We start from the raw sequence: 17173 nt of genomic DNA, 5'->3' as shown, positions 1-17173 counted from the left end.
CACATTCAAACCCTCTGCCACACTGGACGAGATTGCCGCGGTCGCTGCGCTCCCTCGCAATGACGGGGTGTCGCCATTCATTCCGTCATCGCGAGCGCAGCGCGGCGATCTCCTGCCGGTAACTGCCAGGTTCAAACCCTCTGCAACACCAACGAGATTGCCGCGGTCGCACTGCTTCCTCGCAATGACGGGGGTCTAGCCTCATAAAACATGTATTTTTATTGCATCTTTTTATAAACCGTTTAAAATCCCTTTAAGTTGTATTTTGAATGCATCTTAAGTGTCGGTGCAATTTGGCTGGCCGGATAAAACCTTTTGGAGAAGATTATGAATGGCTATAAAAAGCTGTGGTGGACGTTGATCGGGGTGCTCGCGGTCACGTTTGCACTGCTGGGTTACTTTGGTGCCGAGGTTTACCGGGAGGCGCCGCCCATTCCGAAACAGTTTAAAAGTGACTCGGGCAGGGTGCTGTTTGGCGACAGCGATATTCTCGATGGCCAGACTGCCTGGCAGTCTGTGGGCGGTATGCAGCTGGGTTCCATTTGGGGGCACGGGGCGTATCAGGCACCGGACTGGACGGCGGACTGGCTTCACCGGGAGCTGCTTCACTGGCTGGAAATTGCTTCTCAGCAGCAGTTTGGAAAGCCCTATGACGCGCTGGCGGAAAAACAGCAACTGGCGCTTCGCTTCGACCTGAAGCAGGACTATCGCACCAACAGTTACGACCCTGAGCAGCAGATTGCCACCTTGTCTGACCGCCGTGTTCAGGCGCTCGACAAGACCGCTGCTTACTATGATGCGCTGTTTGGTGGTGCGCCAGAGTTGCAGCAAACTCGCGACCATTACGCCATGAAAGAGGTCACTTTGCCCAGCGCCGAGCGCCGTCAGCAAATGACCCGGTTTTTCTTCTGGACCGCCTGGGCCGCTGCCACCGAGCGCACTGATGGTGGTGCAACCTATACCAATAACTGGCCACACGAGCCGCTGATCGACAACCGCCCCAGCGCAGAAAACGTGGTCTGGTCGGTGATCAGTGTGGTGTTGCTGGTGGCGGGAATTGGCGCCCTGGTGTGGGCCTGGTCGTTTTTGCGCAAGGAAGAAGACCACCCGCCGGCTCCGGCGTCTGACCCCATTGCCGGGTTCGTGCTCACCGCCTCCCAGAAAGCGCTGGGCAAATACCTGTTCGTGGTGGTGGCGCTGTTTACCTTCCAGGTATTTTTAGGGGGCTTTACCGCTCACTATACGGTGGAAGGGCAGGGCTTCTACGGCATTCAAACCTCAGAGTGGTTCCCCTACAGCCTGGTGCGCACCTGGCACATTCAGGCCGCGCTGTTCTGGATTGCCACCGGCTTTTTGGCGGCGGGGCTATTCCTGGCCCCGGTGATTAACGGTGGCAAAGACCCCAGGTATCAAAAACTGGGTGTTGATGTGTTGTTCTGGGCGTTGATTGTTGTGGTGGCCGGTTCTTTTATCGGCAACTATCTGGCCATTGCCCAGTTATTGCCGGCAAACCTGAACTTCTGGCTGGGGCACCAAGGCTATGAATTTGTTGATCTGGGGCGAATCTGGCAAATCGGCAAATTTGTGGGAATCCTGCTGTGGCTGGTGCTGATGTTGCGCTGCATTGTTCCCGCCCTGCAACAGAAGGGTGATAAAAATCTGTTGGCGCTGTTTGCCGCGTCTGTTATTGCCATTGGGCTGTTTTACGGTGCCGGGTTTTTCTACGGTGAACGCACCCACATCTCGGTGATGGAATACTGGCGCTGGTGGATTGTGCACCTGTGGGTAGAAGGCTTTTTTGAAGTGTTTGCCACCACTGCACTGGCGTTTATATTTTGCAGTATGGGCCTGGTATCAAAGCGCATGGCGACAGTTGCATCGCTGGCATCTGCATCGCTGTTTTTGTTGGGCGGTGTGCCCGGTACCTTTCACCACCTGTATTTTTCCGGCACCACAACGCCGGTGATGGCGGTAGGGGCCACCTTCAGCGCGCTTGAAGTGGTGCCGCTGATTGTGCTGGGTTACGAGGCCTGGGAGCACTACCGGTTGAAAGAGCGCGCACCCTGGATGAGTCGCGTCAAATGGCCGCTGATGTTTTTTGTAGCCGTGGCCTTCTGGAACATGCTGGGTGCCGGTGTATTGGGCTTTACCATTAATCCGCCCATTTCGCTGTATTACATTCAGGGTTTGAACACCACGGCCACCCATGCTCATGGCGCGCTGTTTGGTGTGTACGGCTTCCTTGCGCTCGGCTTTGTACTGCTGGTGCTGCGGTATATTCGCCCGCAGTTGGAATTCGACGAAAAAACCATGAAGACGGCGTTCTGGTGGCTCAATATCGGCCTGGGTTTGATGCTGTTTACCAGTCTGTTGCCGGTGGGAATCATCCAGTTTGTCGCCAGTGCTTCCCAGGGCTTGTGGTACGCCCGCAGTGAGGCGCTGATGCAAAGCGATGTGCTTGTTACCCTTCGCTGGGTGAGAACCATTGGCGATGTGGTATTTATTGTCGGCGCCCTGGCGGTGACCTGGCAGGTGGTGAAAGGGGTGTTTAACCTCAATCAGCCCAAAGCCGATGCCCAGGCAGCGAAAAAGCCCCAGCACGGGGTAGATTACTGTTGCGGTTCATGCAGTGATTGACTTTCTCAACGCCCACCACTGCGGTGGGCGTACTTTTAAATTCCCCCAAACCCCTTCACACATTTATCACAACGAGCAGACAATAATTGCGGCAACAATAACCCGATTCAGATTGTCCGCTTATGGCTATGCCGCAACTCAACCCCATATTCGTTGGTGTCAGTGCCTGTCTGGTGGGACAACCGGTGCGTTACAACGGTGGCCACAGTCAGTCAAAGTTGTGCCTGCAAACCCTTAATCAATATTTTGAGTTCCGCCCCTTTTGCCCGGAAGTGGCCGCTGGTTTTGGCACTCCAAGGCCCACCATGCGCCTGGTGGGAGAACCGGAAAATCCGCAATTGCAGCTGTCTGAAGGCTCTGAAAATCTGGCTCCGCAGCTGATTGCCGGCTTTCAAAATCAATTGCCGAATATGGCGCAGATGGATGGCTATATCCTGATGAAAAATTCCCCCAGTTGCGGGCTGGAGCGGATTAAAGTCTATCGGGAAAATGGCCATCCCAACGAGCAAAAAAGCCCGGGGCTATTTACCAAAGCGGTTCTGGAGCAATGGCCATTGTTGCCGATGGAGGAGGAGGGGCGCCTCAACGACCCTCAGCTGCGGGAGAACTTTATTCTGCGGGTCTACACTCACAGCGACTTTCGGCATCAGGTTCGCGCGCAGCCCAGCTACCACAACCTGCTGCAATTCCACAGTCGCTACAAATACCTGGTTATGGCCCACAGCTACAGTGCCTACCGGGATATTGGCCGCATGCTCGCCAACGGCCACAGCCAGCCCCTGCAGCAGGTAATAGACGACTACGCCACCCGGCTTTTTGCCGCTATCGACAAACCCGCCCGGCGCAAGGGGCACGCCAATACACTGTTGCATATGCTGGGTTACCTGAAAGACAGTGTGCCAGGGCCATTGCGCCAGGATATTGTCGATGTGGTGAACAGTTACCGGAGCGGTCAGGTGCCTCTGATTGCACCTGTTACACTGCTGCGTCACCACCTTGAGCAATACGGCAGTGATTACATTCGCAGCCAGCGCTATTTACAGCCCTACCCAGATAAGCTGGCTTTGAGAAATCAGGTTTGAACAGATTGCCATGACTCATCTGGTTTGGTTTCGCAACGACCTGCGGCTCGACGACAACCCCGCCTTGTACCACGCCTGTCACCATGCCCGCAGCGAGGGCAAACCGGTGCGGGCCATTTACTGCGCCACCCCGGAACAGTGGCACATTCACAGCGAAGCCCCGGCAAAACTGGCCCTGCGCAGCGATGCCTTGCAGAATTTGCAGCGGCAACTGGCGAGCCTGGGCATAGCCCTTGATACATTACAGGTGCCACTATTCGGCGACCTGCCCAGCGCTATCGCCAACTATTGCGGGCAACACAGCATATGTGAGTTGTGGTTTAACCGGGAGTTGTTTATTAACGAACAACAGCGCGACCAGGCGGTTGTGCAAACCCTGAAAAGCGCAGGGATTCCCTGCCAGAGTTTTTGCAACGAACTGTTGTTGCCTGAACCCATTGTCAATGGGCAGGGAGGGTACTACCGGGTATTTACCCCCTGGTACAAGGCGTGGCTGATGCAATTGCAGCGACAATTTACAGAACCATTGGCGGTGCCAGAAGTGGTTGCTGAGCCGTTACCAATCCCCGAACCGGTAAAGCCACTGCCCGGCGCAGCGCCAAACTATCGGGATGATCTATGGCCAGGCAGCGAAGCTGCCGCACGTCAGAAACTGGCGGCTTTTTGCCATCGTTTGCCAACGTACAGTGATGCTCGCGATTACCCGGCAATGAATGGCACAAGTACCTTGTCACCGTACCTGGCCTCGGGTTTGCTTGGCGTTCGCCGCTGCCTGCAATGGATTCAGCAAAACGCATTTGAGCAAGGTTGGGATTGGCGGGAAAGCGTTTGGTTGCGGGAGCTGTGCTGGCGGGAATTCTACCGTTACCTGATGGTGTGTTTCCCGTATTTGGGGAAAAATCAGCCGTTTCGCACCGCTATGGCCCAGGTGCAATGGCTCCATGACCCACAGCAAATAGCCGCTTGGCAGCAGGGTCAAACCGGTTTTCCAATCATCGACGCCGCCATGCGCCAGTTGCAGCAAACCGGCTGGATGCACAATCGCCTGCGTATGCTCAGTGCCAGCTTTTTCTGCAAACTGATGCTTCACGATTGGCGAGTCGGCGAGCAGTTTTTTATGGCGACTTTGCTGGACGGGGATTTCGCCTCCAACAACGGCGGCTGGCAGTGGAGTTCATCTACTGGCTGCGATGCCTCCCCCTGGTTTCGGATTTTTAACCCGGAAAAGCAATCGCAAAAATTTGATTCGGAGGGGGCTTTTATTCGCAAGTTTGTGCCGGAGTTGGCGTCTCTGGACAGCAGGCAGATTCATAACCCGGACGCTGCGGTTCGCGACCGGCTGGGTTATCCTCAGCCGTTATTGGACTATAGGCTGGCACGACAACGGGCTTTGGATTTTTTCAAATAACCGATTCCGATTCATTTTATGGAAACATTGTGCCCTTAGACTCTGTGTGTTTTTCATAGAGCCATATACCTATGTCTACTGATGTCATTTCTGAAACATTCGATCAGATTCTTCAGCGCCGCCTGTCCCGCCGCTCTGCCCTGAAAGGGCTGGGGGCGACCACTGCCGCAGTTGCCGGTGGTTCCGTCACACTGGCTTTGAGTGGTTGCAACGGCGACAAAGGAAAACCCGCTGCCCTGGAGTTTAAAGAACTGCCTCACGGTTACGATGCCTCTCACCATGTGGCGGACGGTTACAGCGCCGATGTGTTGATTCGCTGGGGCGACCCTGTGTTGCCTGACGCGCCGGATAATTTCAGTGGCGGGGTGCGCGATGCCCACAGCCAGCTCCAGCAGTTTGGTTACAACAACGACTTTATCGGCTTTCTGCCGTTGCCATTGGGCTCCGCTAACAGCGACCACGGACTGCTGTGTGTGAACCATGAATTTACGTCTTCTCACCTGATGTTTCCCGGCGTTAAAAAGAACGACCCTCAGCGCCACGCCAGCCGTGAGCAGGTGGATGTTGAAATGGCCGCCCACGGCCATTCGGTGATTGAAATCAAAAAAGTGGATGGCCAGTGGCAGTCCATCAAAGACAGCCCCTACAACCGCCGTATCAGTGCTCATACGGAAATGGAGTTGACCGGCCCTGCGGCGGGCCATCGCCGCTTGCAAACCAACGCAGACCCTACCGGGCGCAAGGTTTTTGGTACTCTCGGCAACTGTGCCGGTGGCGTTACCCCCTGGGGCACGGTTCTTATTGCCGAGGAAAATTTTCAGAGTTACTTCGACGGCGATCAGGTGATTGCCGACAACAAGGCACCCGGCGAGCGCCGCAACTACGGCGCTTTTGGTGCAGGCTACTACCAGTACGTAGATAACGACCCGGATCTGAGCGAAGAAGAACGCGCCAACCAGATACCTGAAATAAAAGGTCGCCGTTCTTTTTATCGCTGGGCGGATTTTTACGATCGCTTCAATATCGAAAAAGAGCCCAGAGAATTTAACCGCTTCGGCTGGATGGTGGAGCTGGACCCTTACGACCCCAACTCCGTTCCCAAAAAACGCACAGCCCTGGGGCGCTTTTCTCACGAAGGGGCCACCATCGTTGCGGAGCACGGCAAGCCGGTAGTGGCTTATTCCGGTGATGACGGTAAACACCAGTTTATTTACAAATTTGTGTCCAAAGGCCATTACGACAAAAACAATCGCCAGGCAAATATGGAGCTGCTGGCAGAGGGAGATTTGTACGCTGCCAAATTTCACCCCAATGGTGTCGGGGAGTGGATTAGCGTTGAGTTGCAGGAAAGCGGCTGGGCGTCACCGGCGTTTACCAAACTCAATGATCCGCAAGAGGCGTTGATTGAAGCCCGCCTTGTTGCCCGATTGCTGGGCGCTACGCCCATGGACCGACCGGAAGATATTGAAACCAACCCGGTTACCGGCCGCACCTATGTAATGCTCACCAATAACAGCGAGCGCACTGCGGAAAAAACCGACCCGGCCAACCCCCGTGCGGACAATCGCTGGGGGCAGATTGTGGAAATTTTGCCACCGGGCATTGATGGCAGTCGCGACCATCTGGCCAGCCATTTTGAATGGGACATGTTTATCCTGGCCGGTGACCCGGACCACCCGGACAGCTCCAAGCGTGGCCGTTACCACCACGGCGTGAGTCGCGATGGCTGGTTTGCCAACCCGGATAATGTGGCCTTTGACCCGTCAGGGCGTATGTGGATCAGTACGGATGGCTTCCCGAAAAACCGCACCACTGATGGACAGCAAGCCCCGGTGCACGATGGTGTCTGGGCCTGTGAAACCACTGGCGAACAACGCGCCCTGACACGCCATTTTTTCGGTTGCCCGAGAGGGGCGGAAGCCTGCGGCCCCTGTTTTTCTCCCGACGGGGAAACGTTTTTTGTGGCGGTGCAACACCCCGGCGATACCCCCGATTCCAACTACGGCAACCCCGGCACCCGCTGGCCGGATTTTGACCCCAATAACCCACCACGGCCATCGGTGGTGGCGATTACCAAAAAGGGTGGTGGCAAGATCGGAGGATAAACCGGGCGGGTGACAGGACGCGCTGTGCTCATTACTATTAACCCCGCGCTGGCTGCGCCAGCGGCGGCACATACCTGTGTCGCATTATTTAACACAACCTCATTGCTGTCCCACAAACTCGAACAACATGAATTGGGTATTGCTTGATGTGACCGTGGTCAGCAAGGATGCTGACTTCGAGCCCCCATGGATGGGTTTACGGCGCGTCACAGCAAGCAATACCCAATTCATGTCTGCCGCGAACCCAAACTCTTTGACGGCTTTATTTTTCCTGTGATTCAGGGATAAAAACTTAAAGTTTATGGGACAGCAGTGACGCAACCTGTAAGGTTGCCGGTTTAATACCAATGCATTCTTAGCGTTCGCAGCACATGCTCTTGCAGACGTTGAGGTATCTCCAGCTCTGACGCCAACTGTGGCCAGCGTGAAAAACCTTCCAGCACTTCATCCAGAATGCGCTTTTCCCGGCCCCGCGGCAGGCCTGCGTAGGCTGCCAGGTGTTTTAAGTCCGCCATCTCAAAATTGTTGGTTTTACCGTTGATGCTGAGCTGGTGGTTGCGGGTAAAATGACTGCCTTGTGCGTGGCACAGGTCGTAAGCGGGAGCGATGTTCCACTGGCCGCTGCGATTCATGGTGAAGGAAAAGTTTTTGACGTGGTCGTCCTGGTTGCAGCCCACCAGGTTGAACATTGCGCGACGGAATTGCTGCTCGATACTGGCCAGGGGTATCTGTAGCTGTTTCATCACCATAAACAGTTGCTCATAGGAGTAATGCCCGCTCTCCCAATAATCAAAGTGTGCAAGTGCTCCCAGGGTTTGCACAAATAATTTCTGGCTGTTATTGCTGCGGTCAAAACGGCGGGTCATAAAGTGGCTGCGGCCGTTCTCCCGGAACAGGCGGCTTTCCATCATATCGACACCACAGGCTTTGGCTATTTGGTAATAGCTGTACTCCAATAGGCCATAACCCGCAGGGTCAGCCACTCCCCAATCGCCATTAAACTCCACACCGTCGAACTTGATCAGCCAGTGTTCAAAGTCGGCGGGCAGTTGCAGCTGACCACTGCGAACCTGCCCTGTTTGCGGATTAAAGGCAATCACTGCCTTGGCGCGGGCGCCACCGGCGGAGGTGCCAACGCTGAGGATATCCAGCAAACCTTGATCGCTGCCCTCTGACAGGTGGGTGTCCAGCGTTTGCCGATTGGCAAATGCCATGGATGCCAACTCCACCAACTGCTGAACATCCAGTGCTTTGTCGGCGTTTTGTTGCAGACCGGTAGCGGGCTCAAATTCCAAGGCCCCCATGCCGCGGGTGCCGGTGTAGCAAAGCCGGTCCACAGCGTTGAAATGCTGGCTGCTGCGGCCGGTTTGCGCCAGCCATACATCAATCAACTTGTTGCCGTACCTGTCCGGCAGGCTATCAGCCAACAGCCCTGGCAAGCCGTGGAACGAGCGGGGATGCAAATCAGTGAACTGGTAAATATGCCCGGCGTTTGCGGGCATGGCCAGGGGTGCCAGTTCAATGCCGTGGCTGGCGAATAATGGGTCGTATTCAAAGCGGGCAAAGGTTTCGCCCTGGTTCATGGAAACATAACCGATGACGGTGCCCCAGAGTTTGACCGTGGCGGTGGTCATGGCTGTTCATCCAGCCATGGGCTGCTGCCGGGTTCTGATACCTGATGGCGGTGTTTCTTACTCTGTGCTTTTACTTCCGCCATTGGGGATTGGAAGAACTCTGGCAACAGGGTGTCGATGGCGCTGGTCATCTGCAAGGCTTTTAGCAGCTTGATCCAGGAGCTCAGCTGACTGTCGCGGCCATCTTCAATGCGCCGCAGAGTGGCCACGCCAATGCCAGCTTCGTCAGCGAGCCGTTGTTGGCTGTAGCCGCGTTGCTTGCGGATGCGGGCCAGGCGAGTGCCCAGCTCTTGTAGAGCGCTAGCTTCTGGTGTGAAGTTATCTATATCCATGTGATCAATTATGATATATAAATGGCGTAATATCCATTTTATAAATCATAAATGATTTATTTATGTGAGTTTTCTATGGGACGATCTATCCAGGGTTTGGTTCACAGGGGCATTCGTGGCTGCCATTCAGGTGGCAGCGGTTGAAGAAAATATTTCCGATGTGTGCGGCAACCAGTAATAGCCCACCAAGAGTGCTCAGAATACTTGGCAGGGGGAAGTTGAAAACGCTGTTGCCTTCGGCGCTGTGGCGAAGGGAAGGGCAGCAGCCGTTTTCACAGGTTGGCGCGGCGGCCGCTTCTGCCGGGCTCAATATCGGTGCCAACAGGCTGGAAAAGATAAATACAATGCCCAGGCCAGCACAGGTTGCTACCCATTTTTTGTTGTGGTGTTTATAGCCTTTCAAGATAACCCCGGCGGCCAGGGGAATGGTGATGGCCGCCAATACCCAATGGGCTGACGGGTGCGCCCAGATGCCGGCAAAATCCGCAGCCACAATTAAAATAACCGGGGTAAGCAGGCAATGGATGGCGCAAAGGCTGGAAGCCCAGATACCAATGCGGTCGCGTGTTTCCGAGGTTTTGAGGGTAGGCAGAGAGGCAGAATGCATGGTGGTCATGTTGTCGTCAGTAGTCAGGAAAAATTGAAAACGGGTTGTGGGATTGGCCGGTAGCCGCTGTCGATGCCTTTGCTGGCATAGGCGCTGGCGTCGTGGGCATGCAGGCTTTCCCGGTGGTCTACCTGCACCCAGAAATCCACGATGTCAGCTTGCTGGTTTAACGCTTGTTTCAGGCGGCGGGCGGCGTCTTCGCAGAACATCAGATTGGCACCATTGCGGCGTGCAAACTCTTGCTCGTCTTCCCGTTTTACCGCCGTCTGGACCGGGGTTTGAAGGGCTTCTTCCACCGCACCGATCAGCTGAGTGATGGGCAGCAGGTCTGTGTCGGCAGCGAGTTTTACCCAAATGTTGGCGTAACTCCGTTGGCTGTGAGGTGTGGCCACGCTGCCGCGCTCGGATTGCAGCCACTCGCCGACCTGGTGTTTGTCGATGTGGGTGCTCTGGGCGAAATCTTCTTCAAATGCCTGCCGCAGCACTTGCCGTGACAAAGCAGCTGAACAGGGGCAGGTGCTGGAATAGGGGATGCTGAGACCCAGCTCAAAAACCGCCCCCTGTGTATTCAGTGATGTCCGAATTTGTGTGGCATAGGACTTCCAGCCGTTATTGCCACTCAGCAGGGCAGGGCGCTTGATCAGGCTGTCAAAGCTGAAATGGAGCACCGTTTGGCTGCTGAGTGACTGATGGCTGTCCAGGAATTGTTCCATCAGCTTATGGAGCCGACTGAACGTCAACGCACCGGATTCCGCAAATTTCATCAGCGCCAGGTAAAGGCGCGACATATGAATGCCTTTTGACTTGCTCTGACTCAGATCGACGTAAGTTTGCACTTGTGCCGATGCGGAAAAACAGCCTATATCCCGGTCGTTTACGATCAGTGGCAGGCTGATTTGCTTCATGCCCACCCAGTCCAGGCTGTCCTGGTTCTCGTCGGGAAGTTCTAATGCCGCGACATCGGGCAGCGGGGAGCGAATGGGTTGGTTCATGGGTGATTGGACTGATGAGTAATAAAAGATATGTTATAACATAATTAAAAGGTCGTATACGTTAAAACACTCTAACGATAGGTTCTTTTTTATTGAGGGAACAAAAGCGTTGGATTCGCATACCAAGGTTGGCGAGAGTGAAACCATCTGTTAATTTGCGCCGCTTTGCCGGCTTGGGAAACTGCACTGATGTCTGCTGAACCAATCAATAAATTGCGCTGGGGTGTTGTCTCTGGCGTTTGCCTGATGGCGATAGCTGTATACCTGCTGTGGCCGTCGCCAGCCCCAACTACAGATTCAGCGCCAATAGCCGGATCAACACCGGATTCAACACTGTCAACAGCCAGCCCTTCCGAGGCGGAAGGGCTGCTGTTTCGTACCCTGAGCTGGACGGATTTGATGCCCGACAGCGATCTTCAGGCCATTCTCAATGCGCCGGAAGTGACCCACGACGGTGAGGAGGAGTATTACAGCTTGCCTTTGCAGGGATTATCCCAGGATGACTCTAAGCTCGATGAAAACAGCAAACTGGACGAGGCCAGTCGCGCGTTTCAGCAAGCGCTGGTGTCCAGCAAAATACGGCCAGAGCTCGATGGCCAGCTAATCCGTGTTCCGGGGTTCATGGTACCCATTGAACTGGATGGCCCCAAGAACGTGACCGAGTTCTTTCTGGTGCCGTATTTCGGTGCCTGCATCCACGAACCGCCGCCACCGCCCAATCAGATCATTCACGTAAAACACCCTCAGGGCTTTCACCTGGATGACCTGTTTACCCCTGTGTGGGTGGCCGGTACCGCTCACACAACCAACCTGAGCAAAAGCGGTGTCAATTCTGCCTACTCAATGTCCGAGGCGCAGATTAGCCTGTACAGCGACGCGCCAGAGGTGGATAGGTAGGGTTGCTTGAATTCGTGCAAATATAAATTATTTCGTTCGGTGATGACGGTGATTTATGCAGTGTAGTCTTATTAGCCGGTTCATTTTTCATGTTGGTGGTATATGCGCATAGAAATTTGCGGGTCATCGAGAGGTTTTTGCCCGCAATTGGTTTTTTCCGCCATGGGTTTCTAATTGAAACCCACAATTGGCGCAGACAATACGAAGATTTTCTAACTTGTGATTGAGATTGTTGCCATCAATGTGATCTAACATTGTAGGCAGCTCAAGCCCTGATTTTTTATTCCACTCGGTAATGCCACAAATGGCACACTGACACTCCAGAATTCCTTCTGCAATTAAACGTTTCTTGAGTTTGAAGGTTTGATAGTGAGGGTGTTTGCCTGCGAGTATCTCCTGCAATGGAATGCGCCTCCCATTGTTTTTGCCACGTTTTGGTGAGGTTATTCCTCGGCCACCCTGATTGGGTTTGTAGCAATTTAATTTGATCGCCCTGCGCTTGAAGGTCATAAATGCCATGTCCAGAGAAGCTGCGGCTTTCGCCATTGTCAGCTCTTTTGTACAGGCATCAATAAGCTCTTCATCAGATACCATTTTTATCAAGACTACCATTTTTGTGGAAAATAAAGCCCGCGTAGCGGGCTGTAAATGGTACCAGAGGCCGGACTTGAACCGGCACGCCCGTGAAGGCAACGGATTTTGACAATTACCCTACATCTTTCGATGCGGCTGGACTATATCATCATCCTCGAGTATTGCGTTGAGGATGTCGGGCGCTGTTTCACTTGGTTTCTACGCCAAGCTACTTCCTGTTATTAAGCGATTTCGCAATCGCCCAGGTAGTCTCTGAACCTTCCAACTCTGTTGGCTCGGCTGCTGATTAGCCTGTCTAACGGTGAGTTAGATTTAGCCTTCCAGCAATTCACCCGATTTTTTCACCCGCTATTACTAACGGGGCGGACTCATTTTTTTAAGACACTGGTATGTAATCCGTCGTGTCTACCAATTTCACCACTCTGGCACAGGCGGGGGATTATATCAGCGGGCGCTCCTTCGTCAATGGAAAAAAGCATGGCTTTCCGCTACCCTTGCGACCTTTTTGCAACCCGTTGCCGCCCATGCGCCGAGACCAGTTTTACTATCACCTGCCGGATGAACTCATCGCCCGCCAGCCCGCCATTGAGCGCCGGGGCAGCCGTTTGCTGTGCCTGGATGGGCCCAGTGGTGAGCTGGCTCATCGGCACTTCCCGGATATCGTTGATCAGCTAAACCCCGGTGACTTGCTGGTGTTTAACAACACCAAGGTTATTCCGGCGCGCTTGTTTGGCCGCAAGGACAGCGGTGGCAAGGTAGAGGTGCTGGTAGAACGCCTGCTGGACGACCGCCGCTTGCTGGCCCATGTGCGTGCCAGTAAATCTCCCAAACCCGGCACCAGGCTTGTGTTTGAGGGTGATGCCAGCGCTGTGATGGTGGGACGCCAGGGGGAGTTGTTCGAGCTGGAGTTTGCCGGAACTGCCAGCGCCTTGGAGGTGCTGGAAGCCATTGGCCATATGCCGCTGCCGCCCTATATTGACCGGGAAGACAACAGCGACGACCGCGAGCGCTACCAAACTGTGTACGCACAAAACCCCGGTGCAGTGGCGGCGCCCACAGCGGGTTTGCACTTTGATGATGACTTGCTCGCTCAGCTAAAGGCCAAAGGTGTTGATATGGCGTTTGTCACCCTGCATGTGGGGGCGGGCACCTTTCAGCCAGTGCGGGCGGAAGATATTCGTGACCACCATATGCACGCGGAAGTGGTGGAGGTTACGGCCGAGGTTTGCCAGCAGGTGCAGGACACCAAAGCACGCGGCAAACGAGTGATTGCGGTGGGCACTACCAGTGTGCGCTGTCTGGAATCGGCGGCCCGCAATGGTGCCATTGAGCCGTACAGCGGCGATACGGATATTTTTATTTACCCCGGTTATGAATACCGGGTGGTGGATGTGTTGCTGACCAACTTCCACCTGCCGGAATCCACCCTGATTATGCTGGTGAGTGCCTTTGCCGGGTATGGCCATACCATGAATGCCTATCGGCAGGCGGTGGAACAGCAATACCGCTTTTTCAGTTATGGTGATGCGATGTTGATTAGTCGCAATCCGGTGGCGCCGGAAGAAGATATATAGATACCCCGTCATCGCGAGCGCAGCGCGGCGATCTCGTGAAGCCCTCTGCGTTCTGCGGGAGATTGCCGCAATCGCTGCGCTCCCTCGCAATGACAATGCCGAGAGGAAACAATTTTGACCCGCCAATGCTTTATGAATTTTGAACTGGACACCACCGACGGCAGCGCCCGCCGGGGGCGTATGGTGTTCCCCCGTGGCACGGTGGAAACTCCCGCCTTTATGCCAGTGGGCACTTACGGCACCGTCAAAGGTATGTTGCCGCGAGACATCGTGGCCACCGGCGCGCAGATTGTGCTCGGCAATACCTTTCACCTGATGCTGCGCCCAGGCACCGAAGTGGTGCAGCAACATGGGCTTTCTGGTAATGGAACGTTGCATGACTTTATGCAGTGGGATAAGCCCATCCTTACCGATTCCGGTGGCTTTCAGGTATTCAGCCTGGGCAAGCTGCGCAAGATCACCGAGGAGGGGGTGACCTTTCAGTCGCCGGTGAACGGCGACAGGATATTTCTCGACCCGGAAAAGTCCATTCAGGTGCAGCGGGAGCTGGGCTCGGACATTGTAATGATCTTCGACGAGTGCACCCCGTACCCGGCTACCGAGCAAGAGGCGCGCGACTCCATGGAGCTGTCCCTGCGTTGGGCGCAGCGCAGCAAAGACGCCCACGGCGATAGCCCGTCCGCATTGTTTGGCATTATCCAGGGTGGCATGTACACCGGCTTGCGCCAGGAATCCCTGAACGGTTTGACGCAGATTGGCTTCGACGGCTACGCCATTGGCGGCTTGTCCGTGGGCGAGCCCAAAGATGAAATGCTCAAGGTGTTGGACGGCCTGACACCGCATATGGCCGACGATAAACCCCGTTACCTGATGGGGGTGGGCAAGCCCCAGGATATTGTCGAGGCAGTGCGCCGGGGAGTGGATATGTTCGACTGCGTTATGCCCACCCGCAACGCCCGCAACGGCCACTATTTTACCAGCCAGGGCGTGCTGAAAATCCGCAACGCCAAAAACAAAACCGACACTGGCCCCATCGACCCAAATTGTAACTGCTACACCTGCCAGAACTTCAGCCGCAGCTATATGCACCACCTGGACAAATGCGGTGAAATTCTCGGCCCGCAGCTGGCCACCATCCACAATATTCATTACTACCAGACATTGATGCAGGGATTGCGGGATGCTATCGCGGCTGGGGAGCTGGAAGCGTTTGTGGATGATTTTTACACCGCCACCGGCTATTTGCGGCCAGAACAGAACAAGAGCACTTGAAAAGCCAACAATAGCCCGCACGTTGCTCTATAATTCGGCGGCTTTGCTTTTTATAACACCGTCATTGCGAGGAGCGAAGCGACGCGGCAATCTCCGTAAATCGGAGTGCGCGCTTGGAGATCGCCGCAGTCGCTACGCTCCTTCGCGATGACGTTAATAATTGATTCCATGGAAAAATAATGAACCGCTACCCACTCTGGAAATACCTGCTGATCCTGCTGATTGCCGGGCTCGGTATTCTCTACTCACTGCCCAACCTGTACCCGCCGGACCCGGCGGTACAGATATCCGGCCAGCGCAGCAACATGACCATGGACCAGTCCATTCTCGATCGCGCAGAAGCGGCACTGAGCGAGGCGGGCATCGCCACCGTGGGCAGCGAGCTGAACGAGCGCAATGTACTGGTGCGCCTGGAGCGGGATGATGAACAGCTGGCAGCCAGGGATGTGATTAAAAACGCCCTGGGCGACGAGTATATCGCCGCCCTGAACAAAGCCTCCAATACCCCGGAATGGTTGGCAGGCCTGGGTGGTGAGCCCATGAAACTGGGCCTGGACCTGAGCGGTGGTATTCACTTTTTGCTGCAAGTGGACACCAGTGACCGGCTGCAACAGGAAGTGGAAACCCAGATTTCCAACCTGAAGGAAAAAATGCGCGAGGAACAGATTCGCGGCGTGCGCATAACCCTGGAAGACCCGCACAACATTACTGCCGTCAGCCGCGACCAAGAATCCCGCGACAAGCTCAAACAATTGGTGCGCTCCAGCGAATTTCGCGCGCTGTCCTTCCCGGAAAACAAGGTGGAATCCGAACAGGACGGCCTGTACGAACTGCGCCTGCAAGCCAGCGACAGCTGGGTCAAAGAACGGGTAGACAGCTGGGTAAAACAAAACCTGCAATCCCTGCGCAAGCGGGTGAACGAGCTGGGGGTTTCCGAACCCATCGTTCAGCGTCAAGGCAAAGACCGCATTATGGTGCAACTGCCGGGCATTCAGGATACCGCCGAAGCTCAGCGCATTATCAACAAAACCGCTACCCTGGAATTTCGCCTGGAAGCTCGCGGCAGCGGCCAGACTTACCCCTTTAAAAGCGAGCCCGGCAGAACCGCCACCCTGGAACGCAAAGCCATTACCACCGGCGAGGCGGTGATTGACGCGTCTTCCGGGCTGGATGAACACGGCGGCCCCATGGTCAGCATTCGCCTCAATACAGAAGGCGGCAACCAAATGGGTTCCACCACCCTGAAAAACGTCGGTCACCCCATGGCGATCTTGTTTGTGGAGAAAAACTCCAAAATCGTCAAGGGCCGGGATGCGGATGGCAACGAAATCGACGTAATCAAAACCACCGAAACCAAAGAAATTATCAGCCTGGCCACCATTCGCGGTGTGTTTGGCGCCAGCTTCCAGATCACCGGCCTGGACAGCGTTCAGGAAGCCCGCGAACTGGCCCTGCTGCTGCGCGCCGGTGCCCTGGCCGCGCCCATGGTGATTGTCGAAAGCCGCACCATCGGCCCATCCCTGGGGGCGGAAAATATCGAACTGGGGGTTACCTCCGTACAGCTGGGTATGGTGCTGGTGCTGCTGTTTATGTTGGTGTACTACAAGGCATTTGGCATTGTCGCCAACGTTGCCCTGGCCATGAACCTGATTATTCTGGTGGCCGCCATGTCACTGTTTGGGGCCATCCTCACCTTGCCGGGTATTGCCGGTATCGTGTTGACCGTGGGTATGGCGGTAGACGCCAATGTGCTGATTTTCTCGCGCATCAAAGAAGAACTGAAAAACGGCCTGTCGCCGCAACAGGCGATTTCCGCCGGTTACGACCGGGCTTTTGTATCCATCTTTGATGCCAACATCACCACCCTGATTGTGGCGTTAATCCTGTTTATGATCGGCTCCGGGCCGGTGAAAGGCTTTGCGGTTACGCTCTCTATTGGCATTGTCACCTCCATGTTTACTTCCATCATGGGTACCCGCGCCTTGGTGAACGCCACCATAGGCGGCAAAAAACTGCAGAAGCTGTGGATATAGGAGGCG

Annotated in this window: 13 protein-coding genes; 8 read left to right on the top strand and 5 right to left on the bottom strand. The window is 55.0% G+C overall.

Features of this window, described 5'->3' with window-relative positions:
• Positions 1 to 327 precede the first annotated feature (327 nt).
• The 4 genes from ACVBEJ_RS02385 (at position 328) to ACVBEJ_RS02370 (ending at position 7232) form a co-directional block, all read left to right on the top strand.
• Positions 328 to 2637 carry a nitric-oxide reductase large subunit gene (locus ACVBEJ_RS02385; RefSeq protein ID WP_447127995.1) on the top strand — a complete coding sequence of 770 codons (2310 nt, stop codon included), beginning with the start codon at positions 328 to 330 and terminating at the stop codon, positions 2635 to 2637.
• A 122-nt stretch (positions 2638 to 2759) separates the two neighbouring features.
• Positions 2760 to 3719, top strand: coding sequence for a DUF523 and DUF1722 domain-containing protein (locus tag ACVBEJ_RS02380; RefSeq protein ID WP_447127994.1), 960 nt, complete (start codon positions 2760 to 2762; stop codon positions 3717 to 3719).
• Between the two features lie 10 nt (positions 3720 to 3729).
• On the top strand, positions 3730 to 5127 hold the full coding sequence (gene phrB / locus ACVBEJ_RS02375; protein WP_447127993.1) for a deoxyribodipyrimidine photo-lyase: 1398 nt from the start codon (positions 3730 to 3732) through the stop codon (positions 5125 to 5127).
• A 71-nt stretch (positions 5128 to 5198) separates the two neighbouring features.
• Positions 5199 to 7232, top strand: coding sequence for a PhoX family protein (locus ACVBEJ_RS02370; protein WP_447127992.1), 2034 nt, complete (start codon positions 5199 to 5201; stop codon positions 7230 to 7232).
• A 338-nt stretch (positions 7233 to 7570) separates the two neighbouring features.
• Here ACVBEJ_RS02370 and ACVBEJ_RS02365 read toward each other — a convergent pair whose 3' ends face one another.
• From ACVBEJ_RS02365 to folE2, 4 genes are all read right to left on the bottom strand, one after another.
• On the bottom strand, positions 7571 to 8866 hold the full coding sequence (locus ACVBEJ_RS02365) for a type II toxin-antitoxin system HipA family toxin (RefSeq protein WP_447127991.1): 1296 nt from the start codon (positions 8864 to 8866) through the stop codon (positions 7571 to 7573).
• A complete protein-coding gene (locus ACVBEJ_RS02360; RefSeq protein WP_447127990.1) occupies positions 8863 to 9198 on the bottom strand; it encodes a helix-turn-helix domain-containing protein in 336 nt (111 codons plus the stop codon). The genes ACVBEJ_RS02365 and ACVBEJ_RS02360 overlap by 4 nt, the downstream gene beginning before the upstream one ends.
• A gap of 85 nt (positions 9199 to 9283) precedes the next feature.
• Entirely contained in the window at positions 9284 to 9814 is a 531-nt protein-coding gene (locus ACVBEJ_RS02355) for a MerC domain-containing protein (RefSeq protein ID WP_447127989.1), read from the bottom strand.
• A 14-nt stretch (positions 9815 to 9828) separates the two neighbouring features.
• Positions 9829 to 10797, bottom strand: a complete 969-nt coding sequence (folE2, locus tag ACVBEJ_RS02350; protein ID WP_447127988.1) for a GTP cyclohydrolase FolE2 — start codon at positions 10795 to 10797, stop codon at positions 9829 to 9831.
• A 189-nt stretch (positions 10798 to 10986) separates the two neighbouring features.
• Here folE2 and ACVBEJ_RS02345 point away from each other — a divergent pair, with 189 nt between their 5' ends.
• Positions 10987 to 11694, top strand: a complete 708-nt coding sequence (locus ACVBEJ_RS02345) for a DUF3299 domain-containing protein (RefSeq protein ID WP_447127987.1) — start codon at positions 10987 to 10989, stop codon at positions 11692 to 11694.
• Between the two features lie 123 nt (positions 11695 to 11817).
• On the opposite strand, the gene ACVBEJ_RS02340 is transcribed toward ACVBEJ_RS02345, so the two are convergent.
• Positions 11818 to 12297, bottom strand: coding sequence for a hypothetical protein (locus ACVBEJ_RS02340; RefSeq protein WP_447127986.1), 480 nt, complete (start codon positions 12295 to 12297; stop codon positions 11818 to 11820).
• Between the two features lie 515 nt (positions 12298 to 12812).
• On the opposite strand from ACVBEJ_RS02340, the gene queA reads away from it, so the two are divergent.
• The 3 genes from queA to secD all read left to right on the top strand — a co-directional run bounded on the left by queA (position 12813) and on the right by secD (position 17167).
• Positions 12813 to 13862 carry a tRNA preQ1(34) S-adenosylmethionine ribosyltransferase-isomerase QueA gene (gene queA, locus ACVBEJ_RS02335; protein ID WP_447128090.1) on the top strand — a complete coding sequence of 350 codons (1050 nt, stop codon included), beginning with the start codon at positions 12813 to 12815 and terminating at the stop codon, positions 13860 to 13862.
• Positions 13863 to 13994: 132 nt separating this feature from the next.
• The gene (gene tgt, locus ACVBEJ_RS02330) at positions 13995 to 15134 is read left to right on the top strand and encodes a tRNA guanosine(34) transglycosylase Tgt (RefSeq protein ID WP_447128089.1); all 1140 of its coding nucleotides are present in this window, start codon (positions 13995 to 13997) and stop codon (positions 15132 to 15134) included.
• 179 nt (positions 15135 to 15313) lie between these two features.
• Positions 15314 to 17167 (top strand): protein translocase subunit SecD, encoded by a 1854-nt coding sequence (gene secD, locus ACVBEJ_RS02325; protein WP_447127985.1) that lies wholly within the window; start codon positions 15314 to 15316, stop codon positions 17165 to 17167.
• Positions 17168 to 17173 lie beyond the last annotated feature (6 nt).

It is taken from the genome of Porticoccus sp. GXU_MW_L64, from assembly GCF_052983295.1.
This window is presented reverse-complemented; position numbering and strand designations above follow the sequence as displayed.